The sequence below is a fragment of the Nonomuraea sp. CX421 genome, assembly GCF_059358955.1.
Genome location: NZ_JCADBK010000017.1, coordinates 89231 through 104898 on the forward strand (window position 1 = coordinate 89231; position 15668 = coordinate 104898).

General features: G+C 70.8%; 13 protein-coding genes. 1 reads left to right on the forward strand and 12 read right to left on the reverse strand.

What is annotated here, in order from left to right:
* Positions 1-5: 5 nt before the first annotated feature.
* Genes AC5L3X_RS27090 through AC5L3X_RS27100 form a run of 3 tightly spaced genes read right to left on the reverse strand, consistent with a single transcriptional unit; the run spans position 6 to position 1859 of the window.
* Positions 6-935 (reverse strand): RluA family pseudouridine synthase, encoded by a 930-nt coding sequence (locus AC5L3X_RS27090; RefSeq protein WP_494860597.1) that lies wholly within the window; start codon positions 933-935, stop codon positions 6-8.
* Positions 919-1506 (reverse strand): signal peptidase II, encoded by a 588-nt coding sequence (gene lspA, locus AC5L3X_RS27095; protein ID WP_494860599.1) that lies wholly within the window; start codon positions 1504-1506, stop codon positions 919-921. Before lspA ends, AC5L3X_RS27090 begins: the two co-directional genes overlap by 17 nt.
* Positions 1470-1859: a TraR/DksA family transcriptional regulator gene (locus AC5L3X_RS27100; protein WP_189126637.1), complete on the reverse strand. Its 390-nt coding sequence runs from the start codon at positions 1857-1859 to the stop codon at positions 1470-1472. The genes lspA and AC5L3X_RS27100 overlap by 37 nt, the downstream gene beginning before the upstream one ends.
* A 453-nt stretch (positions 1860-2312) precedes the next feature.
* Here AC5L3X_RS27100 and ileS point away from each other — a divergent pair, with 453 nt between their 5' ends.
* Positions 2313-5459 carry an isoleucine--tRNA ligase gene (ileS, locus tag AC5L3X_RS27105; RefSeq protein WP_494860600.1) on the forward strand — a complete coding sequence of 1049 codons (3147 nt, stop codon included), beginning with the start codon at positions 2313-2315 and terminating at the stop codon, positions 5457-5459.
* A gap of 330 nt (positions 5460-5789) precedes the next feature.
* On the opposite strand, the gene AC5L3X_RS27110 is transcribed toward ileS, so the two are convergent.
* The 9 genes from AC5L3X_RS27110 to murG form a co-directional block, all read right to left on the reverse strand.
* Complete coding sequence (locus AC5L3X_RS27110) at positions 5790-7757, reverse strand: hypothetical protein (protein WP_494860601.1); 1968 nt, start codon at positions 7755-7757, stop codon at positions 5790-5792.
* A gap of 41 nt (positions 7758-7798) precedes the next feature.
* Complete coding sequence (locus AC5L3X_RS27115; protein ID WP_189126640.1) at positions 7799-8665, reverse strand: DivIVA domain-containing protein; 867 nt, start codon at positions 8663-8665, stop codon at positions 7799-7801.
* A gap of 108 nt (positions 8666-8773) precedes the next feature.
* Complete coding sequence (locus AC5L3X_RS27120; protein ID WP_189126641.1) at positions 8774-9064, reverse strand: YggT family protein; 291 nt, start codon at positions 9062-9064, stop codon at positions 8774-8776.
* Between the two features lie 80 nt (positions 9065-9144).
* A complete protein-coding gene (locus AC5L3X_RS27125; protein ID WP_189126642.1) occupies positions 9145-9645 on the reverse strand; it encodes a cell division protein SepF in 501 nt (166 codons plus the stop codon).
* A gap of 139 nt (positions 9646-9784) precedes the next feature.
* Positions 9785-10477 (reverse strand): YggS family pyridoxal phosphate-dependent enzyme, encoded by a 693-nt coding sequence (locus AC5L3X_RS27130; RefSeq protein ID WP_494860602.1) that lies wholly within the window; start codon positions 10475-10477, stop codon positions 9785-9787.
* Between the two features lie 197 nt (positions 10478-10674).
* Entirely contained in the window at positions 10675-12018 is a 1344-nt protein-coding gene (gene ftsZ / locus AC5L3X_RS27135) for a cell division protein FtsZ (RefSeq protein ID WP_494860603.1), read from the reverse strand.
* A 406-nt stretch (positions 12019-12424) separates the two neighbouring features.
* On the reverse strand, positions 12425-13087 hold the full coding sequence (locus AC5L3X_RS27140; protein ID WP_189126645.1) for a cell division protein FtsQ/DivIB: 663 nt from the start codon (positions 13085-13087) through the stop codon (positions 12425-12427).
* 103 nt (positions 13088-13190) lie between these two features.
* Entirely contained in the window at positions 13191-14591 is a 1401-nt protein-coding gene (gene murC / locus AC5L3X_RS27145) for a UDP-N-acetylmuramate--L-alanine ligase (RefSeq protein WP_189126646.1), read from the reverse strand.
* Complete coding sequence (gene murG, locus AC5L3X_RS27150) at positions 14588-15664, reverse strand: undecaprenyldiphospho-muramoylpentapeptide beta-N-acetylglucosaminyltransferase (protein WP_494860604.1); 1077 nt, start codon at positions 15662-15664, stop codon at positions 14588-14590. Before murG ends, murC begins: the two co-directional genes overlap by 4 nt.
* Positions 15665-15668 lie beyond the last annotated feature (4 nt).

The window sequence follows — 15668 nt, forward strand, 5'->3', positions numbered from 1 at the left end:
CGGGCTCAGGACTCGGCGCGGACGATGTCGAGCGCCTTCTGCAGGTCATCGGGGTAGTCGGTGCCGAAGGAGATCCACTCGCCGCTGCCGGGATGCTCGAAGCCGAGCGCCACCGCGTGCAGCCACTGGCGGGTGAGGCCCAGCCGGGCCGCGATCGTCGGATCGGCGCCGTACATCAGGTCACCCACGCACGGGTGGCGCAGCGCCGACATGTGCACCCGGATCTGGTGGGTGCGGCCGGTCTCCAGCTTGATGTCGAGCAGCGACGCCGCCCGGAACGCCTCGATCGTGTCGTAGTGGGTGATCGACGGCTTGCCGCCCGCGACGACCGCGAACCTGCCGTCGCCGGACGGGTGCCGGTCGATGGGCGCGTCCACGGTGCCCCGGAACGGGTCGGGATGCCCCTGGACCAGCGCGTGGTAGCGCTTGTCGACCGTACGCTCCTTGAAGGCGCGCTTCAGGTGGGAGTAGGCACGCTCGCTCTTGGCCACCACCATCGCGCCCGTGGTGTTGGCGTCGAGCCGGTGCACGATGCCCTGGCGTTCGGCCGCGCCGCTGGTGGTGATCGTGTGGCCGGCGCCGAGCAGCCCGCCGAGCACCGTCGGGCCGGTCCAGCCGACGGTCGGGTGGGCGGCCACCCCGATGGGCTTGTTGACCACGACGATGTCGTCGTCCTCGTGCACCACGCGCATGCCGGGCACGGGCTCGGCGATCGGCATCGGTGCCACCACCGGCGGCGGGAGCGTCACGTCGAGCCAGGCGCCCGCGTGCACCCGGTCGGACTTGGCCGGGTGCCGGCCGTCGACCAGCACCTCACCGGCGACGATCAGCTCGGCCGCGCGGGTGCGGGAGAACCCGAACAGGCGCGAGAGCGCGGCGTCGAGCCGTTCGCCCTCCAGCCCGTCGGGCACGGGCAGGCTACGCTGCTCGGCCACTCTTGCCCTCCCTCGTGCCGTCGATCTGGTAGCCCCGCCAGGCCAGGACCACGGCCAGGATCCCGCCGCAGACGATCGCCGAGTCGGCGATGTTGAACACCGGGAAGTAGTCGATGACCGGGAATCTGCCGGGCAGCACCTCGACGAAGTCGACGACGTGCCCCTGGAACTGCGTGTCCCTGCCGATCCCCGACGGGTAGCGCAGGAGCCGGTCGGTCAGGTTGCCGAGCGCCCCGCCGAGCAGCAGGCCCAGCGTGAGCGCCCACGGGACGCTGCCCAGTTTACGGGCGGTGCGGATGATGGCCACCACCACGCCCACGGCGATGAAGGTGAAGACGATCGTCATTCCGGTGCCGATGCTGAAGGCGGCACCGGAATTGAAGATCACTCTGAACTGCAGCACGTCCTCGATCACGACCAGCGGCGGCTTGCCCTCCAGGGCGCGCAGCACCAGGGTCTTGGTGATCAGATCGGCCGCGTAGATCACGACGGCCAGTCCGACGAGGACCGCGGCGAGACGTCCGCGCCGTCCGCCTACCGGCGTTCCTCCCTCTGCTTGCAGGCCACGCACAGCGTCGCCCTCGGGAACGCCTGCAGACGTTCCTTGCCGATCGGCTTGTGGCACGATTCGCACACTCCATAGGTCCCTGCGTCGATCCTGGCGATCGCACGTTCGTTCTGCGCGACCAGGTCGCGTGCATTCAGGGTAAGGGCGATCTCGCGTTCCCGCTCGTACGTCTTGGCTCCGGCGTCCGCCTGGTCGTCACCGGCACCCTGGGTCACATCGCCGGAGGCGATCTCCGACTCGTGCCGGAGGATGTCGGTGTTGAGTTCGTCGATCTCCGTCTTCAGGGCGCCGCGTACCTCGGCCAGCTCCTCTTGCGACCACATCGCCGGTGTAGCGGTCTGCGTGACTGCCGCCATGGCTGCCTCCATTGCTGATCAAGGCCGTGAATGGTGCGGGCAGCTTAGGTGCCCCCATAACGGATCGACAAACGACCCGCCGGGTCGTTTACCTCTCCCGTACTATCCCGCCCCGCCCTCTCAACTCCCCCTCAGCAGCGCCCATTCCCTCACCTTTGACGGCGTTTACGACTTCCGTACCGGAGACAGGATCGTCACCGGCCAAACCAGGAAGCCTTTGCCTCCGACCTGCGTTATGGTGTGAAGGCTGCAAGGCGTCGATGGGGCCCCATGTGAGGGACATCACCCCGGAGCCGCCGGAAGAACGGCTTCCCCGAAGCTCACTAGACCCGGCCGCAGCCCGAACGAAGAGGGCCTCTCCGAGGCCAAGAAGGGTGGTACCGCGGGGCCGCATGTCGGCTTCGTCCCTTCACGCAGCCCTGTAGCCAGTGATCGCGTGGAGGCCCGCCCGAGATGTCTTCCCCTACGTTCCGCTCTCTTCCCGCGCAGGTCGACCTGCCCGCGCTCGAGCGTGAGGTCCTCGACCGGTGGCGGGACGGCAAGATCTTCGAGCGTTCCGTCGAGCAGAACGACGGCAACCCGGCCTGGGTCTTCTACGAGGGCCCGCCCACCGCCAACGGCCTGCCCGGTGTCCACCACGTCGAGGCCCGCGTCTTCAAGGACCTCTTCCCCCGCTACAAGTCGATGCGCGGCTTTAGCGTGCCGCGCAAGGCCGGCTGGGACTGCCACGGCCTGCCGGTCGAGGTCGGCGTGGAGAAGGAGCTCGGCCTCGCCGGCAAGAAGGACATCGAGGACTACGGCATCGCCGAGTTCAACGCCAAGTGCCGTGAGTCGGTGCTGCGTCACGTCGACGCGTTCGAGCAGATGACCGAGCGGATGGGCTACTGGATCGACCTGTCCACCGCCTACCGGACCATGGATCCGTCCTACATCGAGTCGGTGTGGTGGTCGCTCAAGGTCGTCTTCGACAAGGGGCTGCTGTTCCGCGACTTCCGCATCACCCCCTACTGCCCGCGTTGCGGCACCGGCCTGTCCGACCACGAGCTGGGCCAGCCGGGCGGCTACGAGACCGTGTCCAGCCCGTCCGTCTACGTCCGCATGCCCGTGACCTCCGGCCCGCTGGCCGAGCTGGACGCCTCGCTGCTGGTCTGGACGACGACGCCGTGGACCCTGGTGTCCAACACCGCGGTCGCCGTGCACCCCGACGTGACCTACGTCGCCGCGCGCACCCCCGGCGGTGAGGTGCTGGTGGTGGCCGAGCCGCTGCTGGCGGTGCTCGGCGAGGGCGTCACCGAGGTCGCCCGCCTCTCCGGCCGCGAGCTGGAGCGCACCACCTACTCCCGCCCCTTCGACCTGGTCGACATCCCGGGCTCCCACTACGTGGTGCTCGGCGACTACGTCACCGTCGAGGACGGCACCGGCCTGGTCCACCAGGCGCCCGCGTTCGGCGCCGACGACCTGGCCGTGACCAAGCGGTACGACATGCCGGTGGTCAACCCGATCGGCCCCGACGGACGCTTCCTCGACGACGTGCCGATGGTCGGCGGGCAGTTCTTCAAGGACGCCGACGAGGCGCTCACCGACGATCTGCGGGAGCGGGGCCTGCTGTTCCGCGGCGGCCACTTCGAGCACAGCTACCCCCACTGCTGGCGCTGCCACACCCCGCTGCTCTACTACGCGCTCCCCTCCTGGTACATCCGCACCACCGCGGTCAAGGACCAGCTGCTGGCGGAGAACTCCACGACCAACTGGTACCCCGAGACGATCAAGTGGGGCCGGTTCGGCGAGTGGCTGCGCAACAACGTCGACTGGTCGCTGTCGCGCTCGCGCTACTGGGGCACACCGCTGCCGCTGTGGGTGTGCTCGGCCGACGAGTCCCACGTGACGTGCGTGGGCTCGATGGACGAGCTGGGCGCCCTGGCCGGCCGCGACGTGTCCGCGCTCGACCCGCACCGCCCCTACGTCGACGACGTGACCCTCCCCTGCCCCACCTGCGGTGCCGAGGCGCGCCGGGTGCCCGACGTCATCGACGCCTGGTACGACTCCGGCTCCATGCCCTTCGCCCAGTGGGGCGCCCGGGGCAAGCCCGAGGGCGTCTACCCGGCGCAGTTCATCTGCGAGGCGACCGACCAGACCCGTGGCTGGTTCTACTCGCTGATGGCCGTCGGCACCCTGGTCTTCGGCCAGTCGTCCTACGAGAACGTGCTCTGCCTCGGGCTCATCCTGGCCGAGGACGGCCGCAAGATGAGCAAGCACCTCGGCAACGTGCTGGAGCCCATCTCGCTGATGGACGAGCACGGCGCCGACGCGCTGCGCTGGTTCATGGCCTGCTCGGGCTCCCCCTGGGCGGCCCGGCGCGTGGGCCACAACACGCTGGAGGAGATCGTCCGCAAGGTCCTGCTGACCTACTGGAACACCGCCTCCTTCTTCACCCTCTACGCAGGCGCCGAGTCGTGGTCGCCCGCGATGCTCGCGGACGCGCTGCCCGCGTCCGAGCGCCCGTTGCTCGACCGGTGGGCGCTGGCCGAGCTGCACCGCACGGTGGCCGACGTCACGGCCTCGCTCGACGAGTACGACACCCAGCGCGCCGGCCGCAGGCTCGCCGAGTTCCTCGACGACCTGTCCAACTGGTACGTCCGCCGCTCGCGCCGCCGCTTCTGGCAGGGCTCGCGCGAGGCGTTCGCGACCCTGTACGAGTGCCTGGAGACGGTCACCCGGCTGATGGCGCCCATCACGCCGTTCGTCACCGACTACCTGTGGGACGTGCTGCGGGCCGATGACGCCCCGTCCTCGGTGCACCTGGCCTCCTGGCCGGCCGTACGGGAGGACCTGCTCGACCCGGCGCTGTCGGAGCAGATGGCGCTCGTCCGCCGCCTGGTGGAGCTGGGCCGCTCGGCCCGCGCGTCCTCCGGGGTCAAGACCCGCCAGCCGCTCGGCCGCGCGCTCGTCGGGGCGCACGGCTGGCCGGCGCTCCCGCCCGAGCTGCGCGCTCTCATCGCCGACGAGCTGAACGTCCAGGCACTGGAGGACATGTCCGGCTTCAGCGCCGATCTCGTGTCCTACACGGTCAAGCCCAATTTCCGTGCGCTCGGCAAGCGCTTCGGCTCCCAAACCAAGCTGGTGGCCGCCGCGGTGACCTCCGCCGACGCCACCACGCTGGCCCGCGCCCTGCGCTCGGGCGCCACGGTGACCGTCGAGGCGGGCGAGCTCGGCCCGGTCTCGCTGGGCCCTGACGAGGTGATCGTCACCGAACAGCCCCGCTCGGGCTGGGCGGTAGAGACCGGCGCGGTCGACACGGGCACCGGCGAGACGGTCGCGCTCGACCTGGAGCTGACCGACGAGCTGCGCCGCGCCGGCCTGCTGCGCGAGGTCATCCGCCTGGTGCAGGAGGCCCGCAAGTCCACCGGCCTGTCCATCACCGACCGCATCGACCTGTGGTGGACCGCCTCCGGCCCCGACCTCGCCCAAGCCCTGCGCTCGGGTGCCGGCCCGGTGGCGGACGAGGTGCTGGCCACGTCGGTCACGGAGGGATCCGAGCCCGGCCTGCCCTCCCACACCGACGCGGACCTGGGCCTGACCTTCCAGATCCGCCGCTCCTGACGGCCTATCGCCCGGGCGTGCTCTCCCACGGGGAGCACGCCCGGGCCATCCAGCGTTTCGAAGCTCGCCGGGACCCTGGCAGCACATCCTGGGACCCCTCGGCACAGGATCGCTACGTTCTGGCCCGCCTGGGCACGTATCGGAACCCGCCTCATCCGTCCTGAAACGGACTCGCTACGTTCTGTACTGCCTCGGCACCGAAATCCACCAGATCGCTAGGTGTTGGGACGGCATTGGTTTCCCCGTGTCCCTTCAGGCACGTCCTGACGTCCTGATCCTGACGTCCTGACGTCCTGCGGTGGTCGCTCGCGACTGTCTCGAACGCCGGGCTCAGCCGGCCGTCTCACGGTCGCTCTGGCAGACCGAACAACTGGTGAGGCCCGCCGTCTCCGCCTGAGCGAGGGTCATGGTCTCCACACCGCTGTCACCGGCGCCCCTGATCAGCGGGCAGTCGGTGCCGTGGTAGCGGCGCGTCCCGGAGATCACCTTCACCGTGGCGGCGCGCTCCTTGGCAGGCGTCTCCTTGCCGGCCCCGTTACCAGCGCGTTCGCCACCCTCAGCGTCCTTGCCACCCTCGACATCCTTGGCCCGCTCAGCGTCCTTAGCGCGGTCACGGTCCTTGGCCCGCTCGGCGTCCTTGGCCCGCTCGGCGTCCTTGGCGGCCGTGCCCTTAGCAGTGCCGGGCGACGCCGCGCCCTTACCGACGGCATCTTCACCGGTGGGCGCCGTGTCCGACCTGTCCTCGCCTCCGGCTCCACCCTTACGTTCGGCCGTCGCGGCCGGTCGCGTCGATGACGCACCCGACGTGCCCGACGTAGCGCCTGACTCCCTCGCTGCTCCGGACGTGCCCGCCGCCGTGTCCCGCGGCTCGCTCGCCGACCGTGGTCCAGCGGCCTCGCCGGACGGCTCCAAGCGGACCGGCCGCGAGGGGAAACGAGCGGTCTCCTCCGGCTCGGGCTCGGACCCGGCGCCCTCCGGCTCGCCCCGGCCGGGCGAGGACGTGGACCGCTGGGACGCTCCCGCCGAACCGGCTCCGGAACGCTGCCCTGGGGCTCCCTGGGACCCCGGTGACGCTCCCGGGCGTTGCGGCCTGCCCTGGCCGCCGGCAGCGGAGCCACCGGACGACGGGGACCGTGGGGACTCCGCCGGGGAACCGCGCCCGGCCCCTCCCGTACGCGCGGGCGGAGCCTCGATCGGCTCTCCCGTGGCGGACACCGCCCGCTGGGGCCGGGTCTCCGGGCCCTGGTCGGTCAGGTCGGCCTCGGCATCGGAGCCGCGAGTGGGTTTCTCCGAACCTTCGGATCGGCCCGATCGGGCTGACGGACGCTCAGGAGGCTCTGTGGGGGCGGAGCGGTCACCAGGGGAAGAGGATGTGGCGACCTCCGCTCGGGAGTCGTGAGGCCCCCGGCGGAAGGCCACGAAAGTCGTCTGGCCGGATTCTTCCTCGCCGGGCTTGGCCGTACGGGAGGCAGGCCGCTCGGCGGGGCCGCTGGAGGACGAGCCCTGCGCGGGATCCGACGGACGCCCGAACCACCCGGCCGACCGGTCCTCGTGGGAGGCGGCGGGGGCGGGCTCCGGGCTGGGGGTGGAAACCCGGGCGTCGGGCTTCGGCCGGGCCATCGGCTGCCTGTCCGTGCCCGGGGGGCGAGGGGCACGCGACTCGTTGACAGGCCCGGGACGAACGGGATCCGAACCGGCGGACTCGGAACGGGCGGCCTCGGAACGGGCGGGCTCAGCGGCGTGAGCCCGGCTCTCGGTGGACACGGCCGGGTCGGCCTCGGGCGGCGACTGTCGTCCGCCGAGCGCCGCGTCCGGCAGGCACGTGGTGCATGGGGTGAACCCCTCCTCGCGCGCCTCTTCGTGCGTGAGCTCTTCGTGATCTCGTCCGGCCAGCTGGCGGCAGCCCGGAACGTGGTAGCGCTTGCGCCCGGGGATCACCAGGACGATCGAGTCCGGGGAGATCCCCCTCGCCGCGGAGCGGCGGGGAGCCGGAGCGGGCATGGTCACCGTCTGCTGCGTCAGCTGCGGACGCGCGACCGGCGGCGCCCCCATCGGGCCGGCCTGGGTGTGCGGAATCCCGGGCGGCGCGAGGCCCGCCGGCGATCTGACCGGCTCGGCGGCCCGTCCACCACCGGGGAACAACTCATGACGCCGCAGGAACACACCGATCACGAGGAACAGCGCGGACAGCACGCTGGCCACGATGGACCACATGATCAGGTAGACCTTGGCCAGTACGAAGCCCGCGATCAGTAACACGACCGCCGCGAGCACCAAACCAGCGCTGATAAGGATCACAGAGGGCTCTTTCGAGTGACGGGTCCCATTGACCCGCTACTTTACCGGCGGTCGCCGTGGGGACCGTCGCCGCCGGGGAAAGCGCCCTGCGGAGCCTCGCCACCGAACGGGTTGGGACCACCGGGAAGAGGCGGCTGCCCCCCCGGGGACACCGCGTGCGACATGGCCGGAGCCACACCCGCGGGTCCGCCCGGCATCACCGGAAAGCCACCGCTGCCCTCGGCGGAGACGTTGAGCTCGGCGAGCTGGTTCTCCAGGTAGAGCTTGAGACGGCTGCGGTATTCGCGCTCGAAGCTGCGCAGCTCCTCGACCTTGCGCTCGAGCTCGTCACGCGTCTGGACGAGGGAGCCCATGGCCTGACGGTGGCGCTCCTGCGCGTCGCGCTCGAGCGTCTCGGCACGGGCCCGGGCGTCGCCGATGACCTGCTCGGCCTGACGGCGGGCCTTGGTGAGGATCTCGTCGGCCTCACGGCGGGCACGGGTGACGGTCTCGTCGGCCTCACGACGGGCGTCAGAGATCGCCTGGTCGGCGGTCTGCTGGGCAAGCGCCAGCACGCGGGCCGCGGTGTCCATGTTGTCCTCGGCGGGCGGCATGTTCATGGCCACGGGCATCGGCTGCTGCTGCGGCTCGGGCGCCTTCATGGGCTCCGGCTGCGGCGGCATCATCATCTCGGGCTTCGGCCCTTCCTGGACCGGCGCGGAGGCCATGGGCATGTTCATGCCACCCGGGACCTTCCCACGCAGGCACTCGCCCAGTTTGGCGCGAAGCTCCTCGTTCTCTTGGATCAGGCGGTCAAGCTCAGCCTCGACTTCGTCGAGGAAGGCATCGACCTCTTCCTCGTCGTAGCCCGGCCGAAGCCGGGTCGTACTGAATTGCTTGTTCCGCACATCAGCGGGCGTCAGCGGCATCTTTTGCTCTCCTTGGCGCGCTTGGAGTCTGTCCGGAGGGACGGTAGAACCCGAATCACTTCAGCGCGGACACGAGTTGGATCTTGACCAGGGCCCCGGCAGCCCCCTTCACCCGCCCAGCGACTGCGCGATCTGCAGCAAGATCAGGACGACGATGAAGAGCACTGTGAAGCTTAGGTCAAAGGCCACCGTACCCAACCGGAGCGGAGGAATGAAACGGCGGAGGAACTTAAGGGGTGGGTCTGTTGCGGTGTATGTGGCTTCGGCTAGCACCAGAACGACCCCCGAGGGCCGCCATTGGCGGGCGAACGCCTGGACCGTCTCAAAGATCATCCGGCCGATGAGCAGCACCAGGTAGAGCGCCAGGATGATGACCAAGATCTGACTTACGATCCCCACGGTCTGGCCGCGCCTCCACTTCTCATGTGCCCCCCGGGCCTCGGTGAGACCAGGCTGGGTGCGATAGACATACAGAGACTCTAACTCTGGTTGAAGAACCCGCGCTCCGCGATTCGGGCCTTGTCCTCGGCGGTCACCTCGACATTGGCTGGGGACAACAGGAACACCTTGTTGGTAACACGTTCGATGCTGCCGTGTAGGCCAAAGACGAGACCTGCCGCGAAATCGACGAGCCGCTTGGCGTCGCTGTCGACCATCTCGGTCAAGTTCATGATCACCGGCGTGCCGTCGCGGAAGTGCTCGCCGATCGTCCTCGCCTCGTTGTACGTGCGGGGGTGCAGCGTGGTGATGCGGGCCAGATCGGTCGTGCGGCGCTCCAGGACGGTCGTGGTGGGCCTGGGCGCGGAGGATCCGGGGTCGGCGTCGTCGTCACGGTCCTGGACCGCGACGGGCCGGTCCTCGCCGACACGCGGGGAGTCGTCGTCGTAGGCGTACTCGTCGGGGTAGCTTTCGTACCTCTCGTAACGGTCGTCCTCCACGAGACCGAGGTAGACCGCCATCTTGCGCATCGCGCCGGCCATCGCTACGTCGTCCTCCTGCTCATGGTCGCACTCGCTCGGGCCAGTCGCCGGGCCCGAGGCGGTAGGCGTACCCCCTTGAAGCTCACCGCTGATCGACCTCTACTGGATAGGTGGGCCTGAAGGCCCACTTGACGGGACATTACCTGACGAAGGGCTTGCGACGGCCGAGCAACGCCGTACCGACCCGCAGGTGTGTCGCGCCGTAGCCGACCGCCTCGGCGAGGTCCTCGCTCATGCCCGCCGAAATCATCGTGGCACGCGGGTGTCGCTCCTGTACGGCGAGGGCCACATCCTGTAGCCGGGCGAACGCCTTGGCCGGCTCCTCGCCCAGCGGGGCCACCGCCATGACCCCGCCCAGCCAGACGTTGTCGTAGGCGGCGATCTGGTCGGCGAGGTCGAGCACGTCGCCCGGCATGGCGCCACCCCTGCCGGGGTCGTCGTCGAGCGAGACCTGCACCAGGCAGCCGATCTCGCGCCCCTGGCGGCCCGCCTCCTTGCTGACGGCCGCGGCCAGCCTGAGCCGGTCGACCGAGTGGATCACGTCGGCGTAACCGACCACCGAACGCACCTTGTTGCTCTGCAGTTGCCCGACGAAGTGCCAGGTCAGCGGCAGCCCGGCGAGCTCGCGCGCCTTGGGTGCGGCCTCCTGGTCGCGGTTCTCGCCGACGTCGCGCACACCCAGCTCGCACAGGATCCGCACGTCCTCGGCGGGGCGCGTCTTGGTGACCGCGATCAGCGTGACCTCGCCGCGGTCGCGTCCCGCCGCCCGGCACGCCTCCCCGATCCGCTGTTCGACCTCGGCCAGTCCGGCCGCGATCTCATCCCGCCTCATCACGTTTCTCCCTTTTGTATGGGCCTACCCCATTGTTCGGCACGACGGCCCCGCGCGCCCGCGGACCGCACATGATTGTTCCGCGCGGACGGCTCGGCGAGCCCATGGGCCCCGGGGACGCGATGACCCCCACACACGGCGACGCCGCTCCGCCGTACCTCTGAGAGGGGGGGCGGAGCGGCGAGGAGCCTGGTGGGTCACTTGAGGAAGTCGGGCACGTCCAGCTCCTCCTCCTGCTCCTCGAAGACCACCGGACGACGTTTGCCGGGCTCCGACATGCGGGAGGTGATGGGGGTGGGCGGATTGGCGGGCTCGGGCGTGGGCCGCGGGATCGAGACGGGCGGCTCCTCGGCGACCGGCTCGGGCGCCGAGACGGGGCCGGGAACGCCCTCGACGGGGCGCGCCGGCTCGGGCCGCACCTCGATCCGAGGCTCCGGGCGTGGGTCGGGCCTGACCTCCGGGCGGGGCTCGGGACGCGGGTCGTGGCGCGGCGCCGGCTCGGCCTTCACGGTGGGCGTGGCGGGACGCGGCGGTGTCACGGGCGGCGCCGCCGGACGGCTCTGCGGTCGCGGCAGCGGCTTCTCCACTGGCGGCGGCACGTCGTCGAAGCCCGCGGCGATGACGGTGACCCGCACCTCGTCGCCCAGGGCGTCGTCGATGACCGTGCCGAAGATGATGTTGGCGTCGGGCGCCGCGGCCATCGAGACGAGCTGGGCCGCCTCGTTGATCTCGAACAGGCCGAGGTCGGAGCCGCCGGCGATCGACAGCAGCACGCCGTGCGCGCCGTCGATGCTGGCCTCGAGCAACGGGCTGGAGACGGCCATCTCCGCGGCCGCCACCGAGCGGTCGTCGCCACGCGCGTGGCCGATGCCCATCAGCGCCGAGCCGGCCCCGGACATGACCGACTTGACGTCAGCGAAGTCGAGGTTGATCAGGCCGGGCGTGGTGATCAGGTCGGTGATGCCCTGCACACCCGACAGCAGCACCTGGTCGGCCGCCTTGAACGCGTCGAGGACGCTGACCTGCCGGTCGGAGATCGACAGCAGGCGGTCGTTGGGGATCACGATGAGGGTGTCGACCTCGTCACGCAGCGTCTCGATGCCGGCCTCGGCCTGCGAGGCCCTGCGCCGGCCCTCGAAGCTGAACGGCCGGGTGACGACTCCTATCGTCAGCGCGCCGAGCGACCGGGCGATGTTGGCGACGACGGGCGCGCCACCGGTGCCGGTGCCGCCTCCCTCGCCGGCTGTGACGAAGACCATGTCGGCCCCCTTGAGGACCTCCTCGATCTCCTCACGGTGGTCTTCGGCCGCCTTGCGCCCCACATCGGGGTTGGCGCCAGCGCCCAGTCCGCGCGTGAGCTCGCGGCCCACGTCGAGTTTGACGTCGGCGTCACTCATCAGCAGCGCCTGGGCGTCGGTGTTTATCGCGATGAACTCGACGCCCTTGAGTCCCTCCTCGATCATCCGGTTGACGGCGTTGACTCCGCCGCCGCCGATGCCGACGACCTTGATGACCGCGAGGTAGTTCTGCGGTGCTGCCACGACGAGGGGCCTTTCCGCTCGTTGACTTGCCATTTCGGTGCGGATCGACTCCGCGTTCTTTCATTCGTTAACTCTCAACCTCAAGTTGAGATTCAGATTTATGTCAACCTGAGGATTGATACGGACAGTAGGAGTTACGCTCTGGGTGGGTCAACTAACCGCGCCGCAAGCGCGTCCGGCGTGTCGCGGGCTGTCCGTTTCGCTCTGCCGTCACGCCAGGTCCGAGCACTCCTGCGCTACAGGCTCTCACGCCGGGGCCTCCCCCGTGGACAGGCTCGGCGACCGCCGCGCGCCGGATTCGCCGGGCCGCGACACCGGAAGACCGCGATGGCCGGGGAAATGCGAGTCATGTCCCATAGACGCCCCGCCATCGCCGCCGGATCACCGACGCGTCGGCCGGGCGGCCTCATTTCAGGGTCACCACGTCCGGCGAGCTCACGTCGTAGACGCCCGCCTCGCGCCGCAACAGGGTGGTCAGGATGCGCGCCTTGTCCTCGCCCCTGTCGGAGCCACCCCAGATGACGGTGCGGCCGTCGGACAGATCGAACGACACGTCCTCCGCCGACGTGGCCCGCACCTGCCGCACCCTGCCCGCCAGGGAGCCGGGCAGGCCGCGGATGACCTGGAGCGCCGCCATCGTCGCCGGGTCGCCGGCGGCCGGCCGTTCGACCTTGAGCACGGGCAGCAGGGGCGGGGCCATGTCTCTGACCTCGATGACGACGCCGTGCCCGTCGACGACCGCGGCCTTGCCTCCGACGTAGAGGGCGGCGACCGGCTCGCGCTCGACCACCTCGATCTTGAGCGTGCCGGGCCAGACCCTGTCGATCTTCGCTGTGGCCAGCTGCCGGATGGTCATCACGCGGCTCTCCACCTCGTCGAGGTCGACCGTGGCCAGCGGGTGCAGCTTGGGCACCCCGGCCTGCCGTTCGATCTGGTCGGAGGGCACTGTGAGATTTCCCACGATCTCGATCGAGCGGACGCCGAGCACCGGCGACCAGAACACCAGCCAGGCGGCGCTGCCCACCACGCCGGCGGTGAGCAGCACCAGGAACGCGGTCCGCGCCTTCATCTCTCCCCTGGATCCGTAGCCGTGGCCCCGAACCTACGCCGCGACCGCCCCGTGGCTCCCGAGGCGCGCCCGAGGACGGCGAACACGTCGCGCACCGGGCAAGTCAGCGGGCGGACAACTCGGCCAGGATCTGCGGGCCGAGCTCGGTCACGTCGCCCGCGCCCATCGTCAGCACGATGTCGCCCGCCCGCGCGTGGGAGGCCGCCAGCGCGGGCACCGCGGCGCGGTCGGGCGCATAGGCGACCCGCTCGGCCGGCAACCGGACCCGGCCCGCCACCAGAGCGCCCGACACCCCCGGCTCGGGATCCTCGCGGGCGCCGTAGACGTCGAGCACGATGGCCACGTCGGCCAGGCCCAGCGCGGAGCCGAACTCGTCGGCGAAGAACCTGGTGCGGGAGTAGAGGTGCGGCTGGAAGATCGCGATGACCCGGCCGGTGCCCGAGTAGGAGGCCACCACGTCACGCGCGGCCCGCAGGTCGGCGGCCAGCTCGGTCGGGTGATGGGCGTAGCTGTCGAACACGGCCACGCCGCCCGCCTCGCCCTTGGCCTCGAAGCGCCGCTTGGCCCCCGTGAAGGTCGCCAGCCCGTCTCTGATCTCCTCGAACGGCAGCCCCAGCTCCTCGGCCACGGCGATCACCGCGGTAGCGTTGAGCGCGTTGTGAGCCCCTGGCACGGGCAACCGGACGTCGCCCCGGCCCTCGATGGTGAACAGGGTGCCGAACCCGTCGGGCCGCACGCCGCTCACCCGGACCTCGCCCGCCTCGCCGTAGGTGCGCACGCGTACGCCCCGGGCCCGCGCGTGCTCGGCCAGCTCCACCGCCCCCGGGTCGTCGGCGCAGACGATGAGCAGCGACCCCACCCGGTCGGCGAACCGCTCGAAGCCGGCGTGCACCGCCCGCGGGTCGCCGTAGTTGTCGAGGTGGTCGGCCTCCACGTTGGTCACCACGGCGATGTCGGGCGCCAGCATGAGGAACGAGCCGTCGCTCTCGTCGGCCTCGGCGACGAAGACCTGGCCGGAACCCTCGTCGGCGCCGAGCCCGGTGGTCACGAGCTGGCCGCCGACGCAGTAGGACGGGTCGGCCCCGCACTTCTGCAGCGCCACGGTCAGCATCGAGGTGGTGGTGGTCTTGCCGTGGGTGCCCGCGATGGCGACGGCGGTGCGCCCGGCCATCACGGAGGCGAGCGCGGCGGCCCGCGGGATGACCCGCAGCCCCTGCTTGAGCGCCTCACCCAGCTCAGGGTTGGAGTCGCGGATCGCGGTGGAGACCACCACGGTGTCGACGTTCTTGATGTGCGAGGCCGCGTGGCCGATGTGCACGGTCGCGCCCAGCTCGCGCAGCTCGACCACCTGGTCGGAACTGCGGGAGTCGCTGCCGGACACCCGCACGCCGCGTTTGAGCAGGATGCGGGCGATGCCTGACATGCCGGCGCCGCCGATGCCGATGAAGTGCACGTTTCCGAGATCGCCCGCGGCGACGGGATCCACCAGCTTGACCAGGCTCATCGGGCTATCTCCAACACTTTCCGCGCGAGCATGACATCGGCGTCCTTGCGCCCCAGCTTCGCGGCGGCTTCGGACATGACGGCGACCCGTTCGGGGTCGCGCAGGATGGGCAGCACGTTCTGAATGATCCAATCGGGTGACAAGTTGGCATCGTCGACCATGAGGCCGCCGCCTCCCGCGGCGATGCGCTCGGAGTTGACGCGCTGCTCGCCGTTGCCGTGCGGCAGCGGCACGTAGGCGGCGGGCAGCCCCACCGCGGTCAGCTCGGCGCAGGTGAGCGCACCGCCGCGGCACAGTGCCAGGTCGGCGGCCGCGTAGGCGAGGTCCATCCGGTCGACGTAGGGCAGAAGGACGTACTGCGGGTCGCCGGGCGGCGGCTCGTGCTCGACGGTGTTCTTGGGACCGATCACGTGGAGCACCTGCACCCCCGCTGCCCGCAGCGCGGGCGCGGCGGCGAGCGCGGCCTCGTTGATCGACCTCGCCCCCTGGGAGCCGCCGAACACCAGCAGCGTCGGCCGGTCGTTCTCCAGCCCGAACCAGGAACGGGCCTTGTCGCCCATGGACAGCCGGTCGAGCGTGACGATCTCACGCCGCAGCGGGGTGCCGATGTAGGCCGACCCCGCCAGCGCGGCGTCGGGGAAGCCGGTGAAGACGTGCTCGGTGAGCCGCGCGCCCAGCCGGTTGGCCAGGCCCGGACGCGGATTGGCCTCGTGGACGACGATCGGCAGGCCGCGGCGCTTGGCCGCGAGGTAGGCGGGAGTCGCCACGTAGCCGCCGAACCCGACGAGGACGTCGGCCGACACCCGGTCGAGGATCGCGGCCACCGCGTTGACCGCGCCCGCCAGCCGCCCCGGCACGGTCAGCAGCCGCGGCGTCATCGCCCTGGGCAGCGGCACCGCGGGCACCAGCTCCAGGTCGTAGCCCCTCGGGGGGATGAGCCGCGTCTCAAGCCCGCGCTCGGTGCCGACGCAGGTGATGCCGATGCCCGGGTCAAGCCGGCGCAGCGCGTCAGCAAGGGCGAGTGCGGGCTCGATGTGCCCGGCCGTCCCGCCACCGGCGAGGACCACCCTCATGTCG